General features: G+C 69.5%; 15 protein-coding genes. 9 read left to right on the top strand and 6 right to left on the bottom strand.

Features of this window, described 5'->3' with window-relative positions:
• The first annotated feature begins 46 nt into the window (after positions 1-46).
• From GCN81_RS20140 to GCN81_RS20120, 5 genes are all read left to right on the top strand, one after another.
• Positions 47-280, top strand: coding sequence for a hypothetical protein (locus GCN81_RS20140; RefSeq protein WP_156726006.1), 234 nt, complete (start codon positions 47-49; stop codon positions 278-280).
• Between the two features lie 138 nt (positions 281-418).
• On the top strand, positions 419-1,009 hold the full coding sequence (locus GCN81_RS20135; RefSeq protein ID WP_156726005.1) for an N-acetylmuramoyl-L-alanine amidase: 591 nt from the start codon (positions 419-421) through the stop codon (positions 1,007-1,009).
• A 10-nt stretch (positions 1,010-1,019) separates the two neighbouring features.
• The gene (locus GCN81_RS20130) at positions 1,020-1,979 is read left to right on the top strand and encodes a 1-aminocyclopropane-1-carboxylate deaminase/D-cysteine desulfhydrase (RefSeq protein WP_156726004.1); all 960 of its coding nucleotides are present in this window, start codon (positions 1,020-1,022) and stop codon (positions 1,977-1,979) included.
• Positions 1,980-2,265: 286 nt separating this feature from the next.
• Positions 2,266-2,679, top strand: coding sequence for an ATP-binding protein (locus GCN81_RS20125; RefSeq protein WP_156726003.1), 414 nt, complete (start codon positions 2,266-2,268; stop codon positions 2,677-2,679).
• Positions 2,676-3,734 (top strand): RNA polymerase sigma factor SigF, encoded by a 1,059-nt coding sequence (locus GCN81_RS20120; protein WP_156726002.1) that lies wholly within the window; start codon positions 2,676-2,678, stop codon positions 3,732-3,734. The genes GCN81_RS20125 and GCN81_RS20120 overlap by 4 nt, the downstream gene beginning before the upstream one ends.
• A 130-nt stretch (positions 3,735-3,864) precedes the next feature.
• Here GCN81_RS20120 and GCN81_RS20115 read toward each other — a convergent pair whose 3' ends face one another.
• On the bottom strand, positions 3,865-4,305 hold the full coding sequence (locus GCN81_RS20115) for a hypothetical protein (RefSeq protein WP_156726001.1): 441 nt from the start codon (positions 4,303-4,305) through the stop codon (positions 3,865-3,867).
• Between the two features lie 119 nt (positions 4,306-4,424).
• Between GCN81_RS20115 and GCN81_RS20110 the strand changes: the two genes are divergently transcribed.
• Both GCN81_RS20110 and GCN81_RS20105 read left to right on the top strand, forming a co-directional pair.
• Positions 4,425-5,390: a diacylglycerol/lipid kinase family protein gene (locus GCN81_RS20110; RefSeq protein WP_156726000.1), complete on the top strand. Its 966-nt coding sequence runs from the start codon at positions 4,425-4,427 to the stop codon at positions 5,388-5,390.
• A gap of 316 nt (positions 5,391-5,706) precedes the next feature.
• Positions 5,707-5,964 carry a WhiB family transcriptional regulator gene (locus GCN81_RS20105; protein ID WP_156725999.1) on the top strand — a complete coding sequence of 86 codons (258 nt, stop codon included), beginning with the start codon at positions 5,707-5,709 and terminating at the stop codon, positions 5,962-5,964.
• 211 nt (positions 5,965-6,175) lie between these two features.
• Here GCN81_RS20105 and GCN81_RS20100 read toward each other — a convergent pair whose 3' ends face one another.
• Both GCN81_RS20100 and GCN81_RS20095 read right to left on the bottom strand, forming a co-directional pair.
• Positions 6,176-7,645, bottom strand: a complete 1,470-nt coding sequence (locus GCN81_RS20100) for a sensor histidine kinase (protein ID WP_156726294.1) — start codon at positions 7,643-7,645, stop codon at positions 6,176-6,178.
• A gap of 420 nt (positions 7,646-8,065) precedes the next feature.
• Positions 8,066-8,689: a TetR/AcrR family transcriptional regulator gene (locus GCN81_RS20095; protein ID WP_156725998.1), complete on the bottom strand. Its 624-nt coding sequence runs from the start codon at positions 8,687-8,689 to the stop codon at positions 8,066-8,068.
• Positions 8,690-8,782: 93 nt separating this feature from the next.
• Between GCN81_RS20095 and GCN81_RS20090 the strand changes: the two genes are divergently transcribed.
• Positions 8,783-9,529 (top strand): SDR family oxidoreductase, encoded by a 747-nt coding sequence (locus tag GCN81_RS20090; protein ID WP_156725997.1) that lies wholly within the window; start codon positions 8,783-8,785, stop codon positions 9,527-9,529.
• Positions 9,530-9,683: 154 nt separating this feature from the next.
• Complete coding sequence (gene nagB / locus GCN81_RS20085; RefSeq protein ID WP_156725996.1) at positions 9,684-10,469, top strand: glucosamine-6-phosphate deaminase; 786 nt, start codon at positions 9,684-9,686, stop codon at positions 10,467-10,469.
• 99 nt (positions 10,470-10,568) lie between these two features.
• Here nagB and GCN81_RS20080 read toward each other — a convergent pair whose 3' ends face one another.
• From GCN81_RS20080 to GCN81_RS20070, 3 genes are read right to left on the bottom strand one after another with little or no spacing between them, the layout of a single operon-like run.
• Positions 10,569-12,098 (bottom strand): glycoside hydrolase family 3 protein, encoded by a 1,530-nt coding sequence (locus GCN81_RS20080; protein ID WP_156725995.1) that lies wholly within the window; start codon positions 12,096-12,098, stop codon positions 10,569-10,571.
• 9 nt (positions 12,099-12,107) lie between these two features.
• Positions 12,108-12,911 (bottom strand): carbohydrate ABC transporter permease, encoded by an 804-nt coding sequence (locus tag GCN81_RS20075; protein ID WP_407698001.1) that lies wholly within the window; start codon positions 12,909-12,911, stop codon positions 12,108-12,110.
• A 53-nt stretch (positions 12,912-12,964) separates the two neighbouring features.
• Positions 12,965-13,987, bottom strand: coding sequence for a carbohydrate ABC transporter permease (locus GCN81_RS20070; protein ID WP_156725993.1), 1,023 nt, complete (start codon positions 13,985-13,987; stop codon positions 12,965-12,967).
• Positions 13,988-14,087 lie beyond the last annotated feature (100 nt).

The following is a 14,087-nucleotide window of genomic DNA, read 5'->3' as shown; positions in this document are numbered from 1 at the left end:
ACCAAGTACGACCCACCACATCCGCACCACCGACAGGAGACAGCTCATGGCAGGCTTCATGGATCGCGCCAGGGAGCAGGCACAGCGCGGACTCCACCAGGGCAAGCAGAAACTGGACGAGGTCCAGGCACAACGCGCCGGTGGGGACCTCCTCAAGAAGCTGGGGGCGGCCTACTACGCCGAACAGCGGGGCAGCGGCAGCGCGGAGGCCACCCAGAAGACACTCCAGGCCCTTGAGTCCCACATCGCCGAGCACGGGGACTCCTTTCTGCCCAAGTAGCTCCCTCCCGGCCCACTGGCCGGATCGCATCGCACGCCACTCGAACGAATCACTCCGCTTCTGGGCTTCCGGATAGAAACGGCCGATATCAGGTGGCGCGCGAACGGGCGGCCGCCCCGCACCACGAAGGAGGCGGCCATGGCCCCACCCATGTCTGCGGCCCGGTTTCTGGCAGCACTGCGCGCTGAAGGCCTACGCGTCGCTGAGGTCGGCGACTGGGCAAGCCACCATCGCAACCACAAGGGCCCCTGGGGGCCCGTACACGGCGTGATGATCCACCACACCGTGACCTCGGGCAGCGAGCAGACCGTGCGCATCTGCCGCGACGGCTACGCCGGACTGCCGGGCCCGCTGTGTCACGGCGTAATCACCAAGGACGGCACGGTCCACCTCGTCGGCTACGGGCGCGCCAACCACGCGGGCCTGGGCGACGACGACGTCCTGCGTGCCGTCATCGCGGACAAGGGCCTCCCTCCGGCCAACGAGGCGAACACCGACGGCAACCGCCACTTCTACGGCTTCGAGTGCGAGAACCTCGGCGACGGCAAGGACCCCTGGCCAAGTGCCCAGCTGGACGCCATCGAGAAGGTCTCCGCCGCCCTGCTGCGGGCCCACTCCTGGACCGCACCGTCGGTCATCGGGCACCTGGAGTGGCAGCCCGGCAAAGTGGACCCACGCGGCTTCACCATGAAGGGCATGCGCGAGCGCGTCGCCGGACGCCTGAAGTGACAATGGCCGGGTGAACACGCCCCGGACCCCCTCCGCCCTGCGGCCCAGACTGCCGTCCCCGCTGCAGGTGGTCGAGGACCAGCGCTTCACCCGGCACGGCGTCCGTCTGCTCCTCAAGCGCGACGATCTCATCCACGAGGCCATACCAGGCAACAAATGGCGCAAACTCACCCCCAACCTGGATGCCGCCGCCGGACGCCCCGTGCTCACCTTCGGCGGCGCGTACTCCAACCACCTACGCGCGGTGGCCGCGGCGGGCCGCCTCCTGGGCTTCGGGACGATCGGGGTCGTACGGGGCGACGAGCTGGCTTCCCGGCCGCTGAACGAGTCCCTGGCCAGGTGCGCGGCGGACGGGATGCGGCTGCACTTCGTGGACCGTACGACCTACCGGGCCAAGGAAGACCCGCGGGTACTCGCGGAGATCCTGCGCACCGTCACGGCGGAGGGGCAGGGCGGCCCGGGGCCGGAAGACGTCTTCGTCATCCCCGAAGGGGGCAGCAACGCACTCGCCGTCCACGGCTGCGCGGAACTCGGCCGGGAGCTGCGCGGCCGGGCCGATGTCGCGGCCGTGGCCTGCGGCACCGGCGGCACCCTGGCCGGGCTCGCCGCAGGACTCGCCGCCGGACTCGGCCCTGGCGGATCGCGGGCCCTGGGGATACCCGTACTCAAGGGAGGCTTCCTCGGCGCGGAGGTCCAGCGGCTACAGGAGGCGGCCTTCGACGCCCGGGCCGGCGACTGGCACCTGGTGGACCGCTTCCACTGCGGCGGCTACGCCCGTACGACACCAGAGCTCGACGCCTTCGCCGCGGACTTCGAACAGCGCCACGCACTGCCCGTCGAGCGCCACTATGTCGCCAAACTGCTTTATGGCCTCGCCACCCTCACCGAAGAGGGCACCTTCCCGCCCGGCACCCGCCTGGCCGCCGTGATCACGGGCCGCCCGCCACCGCCCGACGACGTGATCGTCTGATTCGGCGGTCCGGCCCGCCGGAAGGGACGGTTCGACCGCCGAACGCCTGGGTACGTCAACCCGGCGCGCGCTGTTTCCAATTGGGCCCGCAGACCCCTAGCCACTGTCCGTACCCGTAGGCTTACTATGAGTGACAGCAATGCCGGGGGTACCGGGACAGGAAAAGTGGAAGCGCGATAGCGTCACCGCTGAACCATGCCGCACAGGAGACCGTGCGGCACCGTACCGGACCACCAGAGCACGGCGGGACAGACCCCGACCGTGCTTGCACACCTTGGAGGTGAGGGTGTCCCAGATCGCAGGCGAGCCCGGGGCTCAGGACTTTGTGGAAGTCCGGCTACCGGCTGCGGGTGCCTACCTGTCGGTGCTGCGTACGGCCACGGCCGGACTCGCGGCGCGGTTGGACTTCACCCTCGACGAAATCGAGGATCTGCGCATCGCGGTCGACGAGGCCTGCGCGATCCTCCTGCAGCAGGCCGTCCCCGGCTCCGTACTCAGCTGTGTCTTCCAGTTGGTCGACGACTCACTGGAAGTCACCGTCTCGGCCCCGACCACCGATGGCCGCGCACCCGAGCGTGACACCTTCGCCTGGACGGTGCTGTCGGCGCTCGCGGGACAGGTCGACGCCACGGTCGCCGACGACAACACCGTCGCGATCAGCCTCTACAAGAAGCGCGGCGCGGGACCCGGGCCGGCGTGAGGGACGGGGACGGGCCGATGCGGGACGAGAAGCGCAGCGCATGGGGCCTCCCGGCCGAAGGCGACGACGGCGGGGGCGACCGCGCGGGGATGCCACGCACGACGAGCGTCCCCGAACAGCAGGCCCGGCCACACCCTCAGGACGGTCCGGAGCAGAGTGCGGCACAGCAGGCGGAGCGCGATGACAGAGGCGAGCGCGGAGCGCGCTCCGGCCGGGCCGGTGGCGGGCTGGGGGCACCTCCCAGCGGCAGGTGGGGGAGGGCCGCACACATGACGGCACAGCACGAGCACCACCACGACCCGCGCGACCGCAGTGGCGCACGGACGCTGTTCGTCGAGCTGCGCAAGCTACCCGTCGGCAGCGCGGAGTACGCGGAGCTGCGCAATCAGCTGGTCCGTATGCATCTACCGCTGGTGGAGCATCTCGCCCGCCGCTTCCGCAACCGCGGTGAGCCACTGGACGACCTGACCCAGGTCGCCACCATTGGCCTGATCAAGTCGGTGGACCGCTTCGACCCGGAGCGCGGCGTCGAGTTCTCGACCTACGCGACACCCACCGTCGTCGGCGAGATCAAACGCCACTTCCGCGACAAGGGCTGGGCGGTCCGGGTGCCGCGGCGCTTGCAGGAGCTAAGACTCTCGCTGACCACAGCGACCGCCGAGCTCTCCCAACTGCATGGCCGCTCCCCCACCGTCCATGAGCTCGCCGAGAAGCTGGGGATCTCCGAGGAGGAGGTCCTGGAGGGGCTGGAATCGGCCAACGCGTACTCCACGCTGTCCCTCGACGTGCCGGACACGGACGACGAGTCCCCGGCGGTCGCGGACACCCTGGGCGCCGAGGATGAGGCGCTGGAGGGCGTCGAGTACCGCGAGTCGCTCAAGCCACTGCTGGAGGATCTGCCGCCGCGCGAGAAGCGCATCCTGCTGCTGCGGTTCTTCGCCAACATGACCCAGTCGCAGATCGCCCAGGAGGTGGGCATCTCCCAGATGCACGTCTCCCGGCTGCTGGCCCGCACGCTGGCCCAGCTGCGCGAGAAGCTCCTGGTGGAGGAGTAGGCACGCGCCCGCCCCTCCGATCCCGTCTGAGCGCGGTCCCGTCTGACTGAGCAGCGGTCCCGTCTGGGCGCCGGTCCCGGCTGAGCGCCGGGGACCCCTCACAGCGTCGCGGCGGCCCGGCCCGGGCGCGCTACGCGGCGTCGGCGTCCGCGCCGCGCGGGCCGATCCCCAGCGCCCGCGTCGTGGCCGGGCTCAGCAGCAGCACCAGCGTGGTGACGGCCACAACGGCAAGCACGATCCCGCCCGGGATCAGCACACTGTCCACCTGAAGCAGCTGCCAGGCCACGGGCAGCGCCAGCAACTGGATGACGATCGCGGGGCCCCGGCTCCAGCTGCGGCGGTTCAGCAGCCCGCGCGCGGCGATCAGCGGAATGACCGCGAGCGCGAGCATGGTGAGCCCGCCGGTCACGGCCGACCGTGCGGCGGTCGACTCATCGACGAGCCCGACCACCACCATGTACACGCCCAGGACGATCAGCGCGAGGCCCTCCAGCGCGGCGAGCGCCGCGGCGGCGGTCAACCGCGGGGGCCGCGGGTCGTCGGGGTTCGTGGTCTGTTCAGCACTACTCACTCCTGCAGGGTAATGGCCCCGGTCGCACCGGTCCGGGGCCGCGTGGCCGACGCGGGACCACCTCCGCGTAGGAGACCTGGGTCTGGGCCACGTAAACCCCGGTAGGTACGCTGCTTCGCATGCGCGCACTCCTCGTGGTCAATCCGGCAGCAACCACTACCAGTGCCCGCACCCGTGACGTACTGATCCATGCGCTGGCGAGCGAGATGAAGCTCGACGTCGTGACCACCGAGTACCGCGGACACGCCCGCGACCTCGGGCGGCAGGCCGCGCAGAGCAAGGACATAGAGATGGTCGTCGCACTGGGCGGCGACGGCACCGTCAACGAGGTGGTCAACGGACTGCTGCACGAGGGTCCCAGCCCCGGGCTTCCGGGGCTCGCGGTCGTCCCCGGCGGCTCCACCAACGTCTTCGCCCGCGCCCTCGGCCTTCCCAATGACCCGGTCGAGGCCACCGGCGCCCTCCTCGACGCGCTGCGCACAGGGAGTGAGCGCACGGTCGGGCTCGGGCTCGCGGCGGGCACCCCGGACAGCGAGGACGAAGCGGTTCCGGCGCGCTGGTTCACGTTCTGCGCCGGGTACGGCTTCGACGCGGGCGTGGTCGGCCGAGTCGAACAGCAGCGGGAGCGCGGGAAGCGCTCGACGCACGCCCTCTACGTGCGCCAGGTGGTACGCCAGTTCCTCGACGAGCCCCGCCGCCGACACGGCGCGATCACCCTGGAGCGCCCCGGCGAGGACCCGGTCGCCGACCTCGTGCTGTCCATAGTCGGGAACACCGCGCCCTGGACCTACCTGGGCAATCGCCCGCTGTACGCCTCTCCGCAGGCGTCCTTCGACACCGGGCTGGACCTGCTCGGACTCAGCAAGCTGTCCACCCCCGCGGTGACCCGCTACGCCACACAGTTGCTCACCTCGTCCCCCGAGCGCGGCCCTCACGGAAAGCACGCCCTCTCCCTGCACGATCTGACGGACTTCACCTTGCATTCGAAGGTCCGGCTCCCCTTCCAGATGGACGGTGACCACCTGGGACTGCGGACCAGCGTGACGTTCACAGGCGTACGCCGTGCACTGCGTGTGATTGTGTGAGTGGAAGGGCTTAAAGTCCTTTCACTCGAACGTTTAGGCCAGGGTCCACCCCATGGAAGTACGGCTGTGACCTAGCCGACACCGAGGAATCAAAAAAAACTTTTCCGAAGGGGTTGTATCCGAGGCCGAGGTTTGCGAATCTCTACTTGGCACTCAGGACGGCCCGCATCACCGGCCCCACAGAGAGTCCGAACCCCCTCCTCACACAGGACCTACACCAGGCAACTGGTGGTTGGACCTTCCCTTGTGGAGGGATTCGTGAAAGCGTTCACATTCACAAGCATCTTGCATGTCATACCAAGGAGAGGTAGCAGCCATGGACTGGCGTCACAACGCCGTTTGCCGCGAGGAAGACCCCGAGCTCTTCTTCCCCATCGGCAACACCGGTCCTGCGCTGCTGCAGATCGAGGAAGCCAAGGCCGTCTGCCGCCGCTGCCCCGTTGTGGAGCAGTGCCTGCAGTGGGCGCTCGAGTCCGGCCAGGACTCCGGCGTCTGGGGTGGCCTCAGCGAGGACGAGCGCCGCGCGATGAAGCGCCGCGCCGCTCGCAATCGGGCGCGTAACGCCAGCGCCTGAAAGCCCCGACGAGCCTGAGCCCGGCGGCGCGTACGGCGAGTACGCATCTCCCGCCCCCGAGCCGCAGCGCGCAGTACCCCCCGATGCGCTCAGCAACGTGAGCAGTGAGCCCCGGACCTGATCGGTCCGGGGCTCACTGCTGTGTACAGCGCTTAGTGCTGTTCGCGAACGCCTGCGCCTGCGCCTGCGCCTGCGTCCGACGCTTACCGCTCTACCGCTTCTGGGCACGCACCGGAATGTCCAAGATCACCTGAGTGCCGCGCTCCGGGCCCGGCACCATGCCGAAGGTCCCGCCCAGTTCGCCCTCCACCAGGGTTCGTACGATCTGCAGTCCCAGGTTTCCGGAGCGCTGCGGGTCGAAGCCCTCGGGCAGGCCCACCCCGTCGTCCTGCACCGTGATCAGCAGCCGGGCCTCCTGGCTGGTGCCGCCGCGGACGGCGGAAACCTCTACCGTGCCGTAGTCACCCTCGGTGAACCCATGCTCCAGGGCGTTCTGCAGGACCTCGGTGAGCACCATGGACAGCGGTGTGGCGACCTCGGCGTCGAGTATGCCGAAGCGTCCGGTGCGCTTCCCGGTGACCTTCCCCGGTGAGATCTCGGCCACCATGGCGAGCACCCGGTCGGCGATCTCGTCGAACTCCACGCGCTCGTCCAGGTTCTGAGAGAGCGTCTCATGCACGATCGCGATCGAGCCGACCCGGCGTACGGCCTCTTCGAGAGCCGCGCGCCCCTGATCCGAACCAATCCGGCGGGCCTGCAGGCGCAGGAGTGCGGCGACCGTCTGAAGGTTGTTCTTCACCCGGTGGTGGATCTCCCGGATGGTGGCGTCCTTGGTGATCAACTCGCGCTCACGGCGGCGCAGTTCCGTCACGTCGCGGAGCAGTACGAGGGAGCCGATGCGGCTGCCTTTGGGCTTGAGCGGGATCGCACGGAGCTGGATGACGCAGTCGTCGCCTTCGACCTCGGTCTCGCGTGGCGCCCAGCCACTGGCCAGCTTCACCAGGGCTTCATCCACCGGGCCACGGGACGGAGCGAGTTCGGCGGTGATCGTGCCGAGATGGAGGCCGACCAGGTCGGCGGCCAGGCCGAGGCGGTGGTACGCGGAGAGGGCGTTCGGGGAGGCGTACTGGACGGTGCCGTCGGCGTCGAGGCGGATCAGCCCGTCGCCCACGCGCGGCGACGCGTCCATGTCGACCTGCTGGGCGGGGAACGGGAAGGAGCCCGCGGCGATCATCTGGGCCAGGTCGGACGCGCTTTGCAGGTACGTGAGTTCCAGGCGGGACGGGGTGCGGACGGTGAGCAGGTTGGTGTTCCTGGCGATCACACCCAGGACGCGCCCCTCCCTGCGTACGGGGATGGACTCGACCCGTACCGGAACCTCCTCGCGCCACTCCGGGTCGCCCTCGCGCACGATCCGGCCCTCGTCCAAAGCGGAGTCGAGCATCGGGCGGCGGCCACGCGGGACGAGGTGGCCGACCATGTCGTCCTGGTACGAGGTGGGGCCGGTGTTCGGCCGCATCTGGGCGACGGAGACATAGCGGGTGCCGTCGCGGGTCGGGACCCACAGGACGAGGTCGGCGAAGGAGAGGTCGGAGAGCAGCTGCCACTCCGAGACCAGCAGATGCAGCCACTCGAGATCGGTGTCACCGAGAGCGGTGTGCTGGCGTACGAGGTCGTTCATGGAGGGCACGTGGCGAGCGTACCTGGCGCGCGAGTGGCGTACGGGCTCCGCGTGTGCCGTGAGACACCCGCGGGCCACGGCGCCTGGAGGGACCCTCAGCCCTCCTGGCACCGCAGCCCGGAGTTGAATCGGCCACCGGGTGTGCGGTCCCGGTCGACCGTGTGCGAGGCGCCCGGCGCGGTCAGGGCAGAGAGCGTCGGTTGCCTCGCTCCGCTCTCCTGTGCGGGGAGAACGGAAGCCTTTCAGGCATTGTGGACTAGACCATTATCCGATGTCCATCCGGCGAGGTCACTTCAGCCTCGTCTCTTCCTCCAACTTCATGGCCCGCCACTATGGATCACCCTGCTGTACGGCCGCTGGCGAGGCAAGGCTTCGCGAGCGAAATCCCAAGATCTGACTAGGTCCTGTCTCTCCGCGGCATTACGCCTGGGGCCACGCGAGCATCGCGAGGCCTGCGACACGCTCCAGTTCCTCGCGCGAGGCCCCGTCACGCGCTTGCTGGGACATGCCTTGCAGGACGGCTCCGCTGAAACGGGCCAGCGCCTCGGCGTCGGCGTCCGCCGGGAGTTCGCCGGACGCGACGTCCGCGCGGATACGGGACTCGAACGCCGCGATGTTCTGGCCGCGCTTCACACGTAGTGCCTCCTCGACCTCGGGCGTCGCGCAGTTGGTCGCGGCGCTGATGATGAGGCAGCCGCGCGGGTGCCCGGGGTCGGTGTACTCGGTGGCGGCCTCGCGCAGCATGCGTTCGACGGCGGCGCGGGCGGTCAGCTCCTGCTCGAAGGCGCGGGTACTGAAAGACCCGTAGCGCGCCGCGTACTCGACCACTACCTCGTCGAACAGCGAGCGCTTGTCGCCGAACGCGGCGTACAGGCTGGGCGGGCCGATACCCATGGCGCGGGTGAGGTCGGCGACCGACGTCGCCTCGTATCCGCGCTCCCAGAAGGTCCGGATCGCCTGCTCAAGGGCCGTGTCCCGGTCGAAGGACCGAGGACGCCCGCGCTGCTTCGTCGGCCGGTCCGCCGCCGACTGTTCCGTCACCATGGAGTGAATTCTATAGCGGGCACTAGAAAATCGCGCCGGGTACCGCTAAGTTTCTTTCTGTAACGACCACTAGTTATTTGAGGGGGCGTCGCCATGGGCACGCTTGCGGGCAAGACGGCACTGGTCACGGGCGGCAGCCGGGGTATCGGGCGAGGCATCGCCGAGCGGCTGGGACGAGAGGGCGCACGGGTCGCCGTGCACTACGGCAGCAACGAGGCGGCCGCGAAGGAGACCGTGGCCACCATCGAGGCGGGCGGCGGCTCCGCCTTCGCGATCGGGGCCGAGCTGGGAGTTCCGGGCGACGCGGCGGCGCTGTGGGCGGAGTTCGACCGCCAGGCGGACGGCCTGGACATCCTGGTGAACAACGCGGGGATCGCCCTGTACGGACACATCCAGGAGATCCAGGAGGCCGACTACGAGCGGGTGTTCGCGATCAACGCGAAGGCGCCGTTCTTCATCATCCAGCAGGGTCTCGACCGGCTGCGCGACGGCGGACGGATCATCAACATCTCGTCCGGCGTGACACGCATCGCCTTCCCGGTCACGGCCGCCTACTCGATGACCAAGGGGGCGATCGACGTCCTGACACACACGCTGGCCCACCAGCTCGGCCCGCGAGGCATCACGGTCAACGCTGTCGCGCCGGGAATCATCGAGACGGAGGTACTGGACGGACTCCCGCAGGAGCAGAAGTCGCAGATGGCCGCCTACTCGACGTTCGACCGCATAGGCCAGCCCTCGGACGTCGCCGACGTCGTCTCCTTCATAGCCTCCGACGACGCCCGCTGGATCACTGGCCAGCGCATCGACGCGACGGGAGGCTCAGCCCTCGGCCTCTGACCCCTGCCCCGGCGACCGAGAGGCGGAGCCTGCGCGGGAGGGCCGATAGCTGGAGGCACGACGGATGGGGTGATTGACCGCGCGGGGCCGGAGCGGCTCTGCTAGATTGGTCTATACCACACCTCCGTCCCCTCACCAGATCGGCAGGACCAGCGTGGAAGTTGTCATCGTCCCGGACGCCAAGGCAGGTGGCGAGCTCATCGCGGAGGCGATGGCCGATCTGTTGCGGCGCAAGCCCGACGCGCTGCTCGGCGTGGCCACCGGCTCGACCCCGCTGCCCATCTACGAGGCGCTGACCGCCAAGGTCAAGGCGGGTGCCGTGGACGCCTCGCGCGCCCGCGTCTGCCAGCTTGACGAATACGTCGGACTGCCTGAGGGGCACCCGGAGTCCTACCGTGCGACGGTGCTGCGCGAGGTCGTCGAGCCCCTCGGGCTGACCGAGGACCACTTCATGGGCCCGGACGGTGGCGCCGACGACGTGGTGGCCGCCTGTGTGGCGTACGACCAGGCGCTGGCCGACGCCGGGGGCGTGGACCTGCAGCTGCTGGGGATCGGTACGGACGGGCACATCGGCTTCAACGAGCCGTGCTCGTCGCTCGCCTCACGCACCCGGATCAAGACGCTGGTCGAGCAGACCCGGATCGACAACGCCCGGTTCTTCGACAACGACATCAGCCAGGTGCCCCACCATGTCATCACCCAGGGCATCGGAACCATCCTGGAGGCCCGGCACCTGGTGCTGCTCGCCACGGGTGAGGGCAAGGCCGACGCCGTGGCGCAGATGGTCGAGGGTCCGGTCGCCGCGCTGGTGCCCGCGTCGGCGCTGCAGTTGCACCCGCACGCGACGGTGGTCGTGGACGAGGCGGCGGCGTCCAAGCTGAAGCTGGCGGACTACTTCCGCCACGCCTTCGACAACAAGCCGGACTGGCAAGGACTGTAGGACCCGGGCGAGCGGTCATCGGGCAGAGAAAGTGCCGGGCGCCCCTCGCGGGGGCCCGGCACTCTCGCGTTCCGGAGCCGGGGGACGGACCCGGCGCCGTCACGCGGCTGTGAGGGCCTCCGCCGCGGCCAGGGCGCAGACGCGGGCCGCGCCATGGGTGGCGATATGCAGCGCGCCCCGGGGCGGCGCCTGCGGGACGCCCATCTCGACGACCACGGTGTCGGGGCGGGCGGCCAGCAGGGCGTCCAGGGCCGAGGACATCCAGGCGTGCCGGTGCGCGTCGCGGACGACGGCGACGACGCGGCGGTCGCCCGCGGCTTCCAGTACGGACGCCGGGGTGCTCTCCGGGGAGAACGTGCCGGTCTCGGTGCCGGGGAGCAGCCGGGCCAGCTCGGCGGCGATCCCCCAGGGGGTCTCCGAGCCGACGGCGATGTTGGCCATCGGCGTGAAGGCCGCGACGAACGGGGCAGCCGTCAACGGCGCGCCCCCGTCAGCCACGCCCCCGTCAGCCACGGCCCCCTCACCCACGCGCTCGGCCCGGGTGAGGGTCAGCGCGCGGCGGGCCGCTACCAGGCCGATGTCGCTGGCCAGGGTGGTGCTCGAGCGGGCCGCTGCCTCGGTCGCCGTCCACTCCCCCAGCGCCCGCACCCGCGCCGCCGCCTCGGCGAGCCGCTGTTCGGGCAGTTCCCCGGAGCGGACGGCAGCGACCAGGGCGTCCCGCAGCCGCAGCACGGTGTCCTCGTCAGCCAGTCCGCCCCCCACGCACAGCGCGTCGGCTCCGGCCGCGATGGCCAGCACGCTGCCGCGCTCGATGCCGTAGTTCGCGGCGATGGCCTGCATCTCCACCGCGTCGGTGACGATCAGTCCGTCGTAGCCGAGCTCTTCGCGGAGCAGCCCGGTGAGGATGCGCGGGCTGAGCGTCGCCGGATGCTCGGCGTCCAGCGCGGGCAGCAGGATGTGGGCGCTCATCAGCGCCTTCGTACCGGCCGCGATCGCCGCGCGGAACGGCACCAGCTCCCGCTCCCGCAGCACGTCCAGGCCCACGTCGATCCGCGGCAGCGCGTGGTGCGAGTCGACGGCGGTGTCTCCGTGGCCGGGGAAGTGCTTGGCGCAGGCGGCCACGCCCGCGGCCTGCATGCCGTCGATGTACGCCGCGGTGTGCCGCGCGACCAGGGCCGGGTCGACGCCGAAGGACCGTACGCCGATGACCGGGTTGTCGGGGTTGGAGTTGACGTCGGCCGACGGCGCCCAGTTGAGGTTGACCCCGCAGGCGGCGAGGCGGCGCCCCAGCTCGCGGGCCACATCCCGGGTCAGCCCGGTGTCGTCGACCGCGCCCAGCGCGTGGTTGCCGGGGAACGAGGAGCCGGTGCGCACCTCGAGCCGGGTGACATCACCGCCCTCCTCGTCGATGGCGACCAGCACCTCGCCCCGCTCGGCGCGCAGTTGCGCGGTGAGCGCGGCCAGCTGCTCGGGGTCGGCGACGTTGCGGCCGAACAGGCCGACGGAGCACAGACCCTCACCGATCCGGCGCAGCAGCCACTCCGGGGCGCTGGTCCCGGTGAAACCGGGCTGGAGCACAGTGAGGGCGTCTCGGGTCAGTGTGTCGGTGCCACGAGTCAGGGTCGTCATGGGTCGGGGTTATCCCTTCACCGCGCCGGCGGTCATCCCGCCGACGGCACGTCGCTGGAGGAAGAGGAAGACGATCAGGACGGGGATCGTGAACAGCGAGGACGCTGCCATCGTGGCACCCCAGTCGCTGCCGAACGCGGTCTGGAACTGGGTGAGCCAGAGCGGCAGGGTGTGCGCCTCGGCGTCCTTGTTGAGGATCAGCACCATGGCGAACTCGTTCCAGGCGGTGATGAAGCCGAAGAGCGAGGTGGACATCAGGCCCGGCGCGAGCAGCGGAAAGATGACCTTGAAGAAGGCCTGGGTGCGGCTACAGCCGTCGATCAGGGCGGCCTCTTCGAGTTCCTTCGGCACGGCGGCGATAAAGCCGCGCAGTGTCCAGATGGTGAAGGGCAGGACCATCACGAAGTAGATGACCGTCAGGGTCGGGATGCTGTTCAGCAGGTCGGCGTCCCGCATGATCATGTACATCGCGATGACCATGACCTCCCAGGGCGCCATCTGCGCCAGCATCACCGCGAGGACGATGCCCTTACGGCCCCTGAACCTCATCCGGGCGATCGCGAAGCTGGCCGCCAGGGCGACGATCAGGGCGAGCAGTACGGCGCCGATGGTGACGGTGAGGCTGTTGGCGACGTAGGTCCAGAACCGGTCGACGCCGGTCGCCGTGGGGTAGTGCTCGAAGGTCGGGACGAAGACGAAGACCGGGTCCTTGGTGAGGATCTCGCTGCTCGGCTTGAGCGACGAGGAGAACATCCAGTACACCGGGAAGAGGAAGAGAACCGCCAGGCACAGGGCCAGGACGTTCTTTCCGATCTTGCCGACGAGCTTGGCGCGCTTGGCGCGGCTGGCCGTGAGGGAGACGTTGCTCACTGCTCGTCCTCCTCCTTCAGGATCAGGCGGAAGTAGAAGGACATGGCGGCGACCAGGATGAGGATCGTCAGTACGGAGATGGCCGCGGCCACGCCGTACTGCTGCTGTCCGCTGCCGATGACGTAGGCGAAGACGGGCAGCGTCTGGGACTCGCCGTCCGGGCCACCCTGGTTCATCGCGTACACCTGGGCGAAGGCCTTGAAGACCCAGATGACCTCAAGGAAGGTCGTGATCAGGAAGAACGGCTTCAGGATCGGGAAGACCACGGACCGGAAGATGCGGGTGTTGCTGGCACCGTCCATCCGCGCGGCCTCGTAGAGCTCGGCGCCGACCGTGGTCAGACCCGCGTACATGTTGAGTGCGACGAAGGGGATGGAGCCCCAGGTGATCAGCACCATGACGATGGCCAGGGTCGAGGTGCCGGTCTCGAACCAGTTGTGCTGGTCGTAGCCGGAGAATCCGAGCGTCCGCATAAACCAGTTGGCGACACCGAACTGCTCGTCGAAGAGCCACCGGAAGACGGTGACGGAGGCGACGATCGGGGTGGCCCAGGCCATCAGCAGGGCGATGGACAGGACCAGCCGCATCGCCTTGCCGAGTGAGTTGAGCAGGATGCCGAGCAGCGTGCCGATCACCATGATCAGCAGGACAGTGGTCCCCATGAAGACGAAGCTGCGGACGACGACGGTCCAGAACGTCGACGAGGTCAGCAGCTCGCCGTAGTTGTCGAAGCCGATCCACTCGGGCTTCCGGGTGATCAGTTCCTTCGCGTTGACCTTCTGGAAGGAGAGGATCACATTGCGGATCAGCGGGTAGCCGAGCAGCAGGAGCAGCGAGACGGCCGCGGGTGTGAGCAGCAGATACGGAAGTAGCCCGGTGGGCAGTCGCCGTCTGCCGCGAGAAGGCGTAAGGACTTCGTTGGGCCCGGTCGGGGGCGGCGGGTTGTGCGCATCGCCTGCCGCCCTCCCGGGTGCGTCCTCCGGTGCGGAGGTCACCACTCCCTGGGAGTGCACGGTCATGATCTTCTTCCTCGCGGTTCTGGGCGGGTCCGGGACGCTCGCGCCCACCGGGCCTGCGGCCCCTGGTACGGGCCGCTGTCACTGCGCGACGGGGGTGGTG

Origin of the sequence: Streptomyces apocyni (genome assembly GCF_009739465.1) — a bacterium.
GTDB classification, from domain to species: Bacteria; Actinomycetota; Actinomycetes; order Streptomycetales; family Streptomycetaceae; genus Streptomyces; species Streptomyces apocyni.
The sequence above is the reverse complement of the archived record's forward strand: the minus strand, read 5'-3'. Positions and strand labels throughout refer to the sequence as shown.

Bases quoted from the DNA above. Each gene is read 5' to 3' on its own strand.
- GCN81_RS20140 (WP_156726006.1), top strand. From the start codon at position 47: ATGGCAGGCTTCATGGATCGCGCCAGGGAGCAGGCACAGCGCGGACTC.
- GCN81_RS20135 (WP_156726005.1), top strand. From the start codon at position 419: ATGGCCCCACCCATGTCTGCGGCCCGGTTTCTGGCAGCACTGCGCGCT.
- GCN81_RS20110 (WP_156726000.1), top strand. From the start codon at position 4,425: ATGCGCGCACTCCTCGTGGTCAATCCGGCAGCAACCACTACCAGTGCC.
- GCN81_RS20105 (WP_156725999.1), top strand. From the start codon at position 5,707: ATGGACTGGCGTCACAACGCCGTTTGCCGCGAGGAAGACCCCGAGCTC.
- GCN81_RS20100 (WP_156726294.1), bottom strand. From the start codon at position 7,645: ATGAACGACCTCGTACGCCAGCACACCGCTCTCGGTGACACCGATCTC.
- GCN81_RS20095 (WP_156725998.1), bottom strand. From the start codon at position 8,689: ATGGTGACGGAACAGTCGGCGGCGGACCGGCCGACGAAGCAGCGCGGG.
- GCN81_RS20090 (WP_156725997.1), top strand. From the start codon at position 8,783: ATGGGCACGCTTGCGGGCAAGACGGCACTGGTCACGGGCGGCAGCCGG.
- GCN81_RS20080 (WP_156725995.1), bottom strand. From the start codon at position 12,098: ATGACGACCCTGACTCGTGGCACCGACACACTGACCCGAGACGCCCTC.
- GCN81_RS20070 (WP_156725993.1), bottom strand. From the start codon at position 13,987: ATGACCGTGCACTCCCAGGGAGTGGTGACCTCCGCACCGGAGGACGCA.